The 1,026-nt window shown below is 68.2% G+C and carries 1 protein-coding gene; it reads right to left on the minus strand.

The genetic code is table 11. The features are described 5' to 3' along the window. Window positions 1-239: 239 nt before the first annotated feature. Window positions 240-1,026 (minus strand): LysR family transcriptional regulator (locus FA727_RS23935; RefSeq protein ID WP_136833941.1); only part of this gene is annotated, 787 nt, incomplete at its 5' end.

Below are 1,026 nucleotides of genomic sequence, written 5' to 3' on the forward strand. Positions count from 1 at the left end.
CGCGAAGGCAAGAAGCGCCAGATCCGCCGCATGTGCGAACTGGTGGGCCTGAAAGTGGTGGGCCTGAAGCGCGTGCGCATCGGCCGCGTGGCCCTGGGCGACCTGCCGCTGGGGCAGTGGCGCTACCTGCGCGACGACGAACGCTTCTGATCGGGACGGCGGTCCGGGGCCGCCGCGCGCATGCCGCGCCGGGGCCTACCGGCCGCGAGCAAATTTTTCAGTCTGTTTCCGAGCCGCCGTCATTTCATGAATGGCGCGGTATCCTTCGCCTGCCCGTCCCCGCCCAGGCGCTCCATCAGGAATTCGATGAAGATCCGGGTCTTGGCGGGCAAGAGCCGGGTTTCCGTGACGGCATACACCGGGACCGGTCCCAGCTGCCAGTCCGGCAGCACGCGCCGCAGCTGGCCCGATTTCTGCTCGGCGGTCTGGCCGCCGACCAGCACGGTGATGCCGGCGCCCAGCATCGCCAGGCGGCGGGCCATGGCCACGCCGTTGACGGAAAAGCGGTTGCCGGGCGTGAACTGGATGTGCTGGTCGCCGCTGTTCAGCGGCCAGCGGGTGACGCGGCCGGCGCCTTCGGCGCGGAACTCGATGCACTCGTGGCGGGTCAGGTCGCTGGGGTGCCTGGGTTCCCCGTGCTTCTCCAGGTATTCGCGCGAGGCGTACAGATGGGCGGGCAGCATGCCCAGCAGCCTCGCGATCTGCGTCGAGTCGGGCAGGTCGCCGATCTCGATGGAAATATCGCAGGTCTGGAACACGCGCTGGGCGTGGTCCGGGTTGGCGAGGTCCAGGAAAAAGGTGACGTCGGGATAGCGGCGCGAGAATTCCATGAACGATTCGGCCAGGAAGTCCGTACCGAAATCCGCTGGCATGTTCACCCGCAGCGGCCCCGACGGCGTGTCGACCAGCTTCTGCAGTTCCTCGTGGGCGATCTGGGCCTCGGCGACGATGCGTTGGCAGCGTTCGAAGTACAGCCGGCCGGCGTCGGTCAGCTCCACCTTGCGGGTGGTGCGGCTGAGCAGGCGC

The organism is Robertmurraya kyonggiensis (assembly GCF_005116465.1).
Taxonomy (GTDB): Bacteria; Bacillota; Bacilli; order Bacillales; family Cytobacillaceae; genus Robertmurraya; species Robertmurraya kyonggiensis.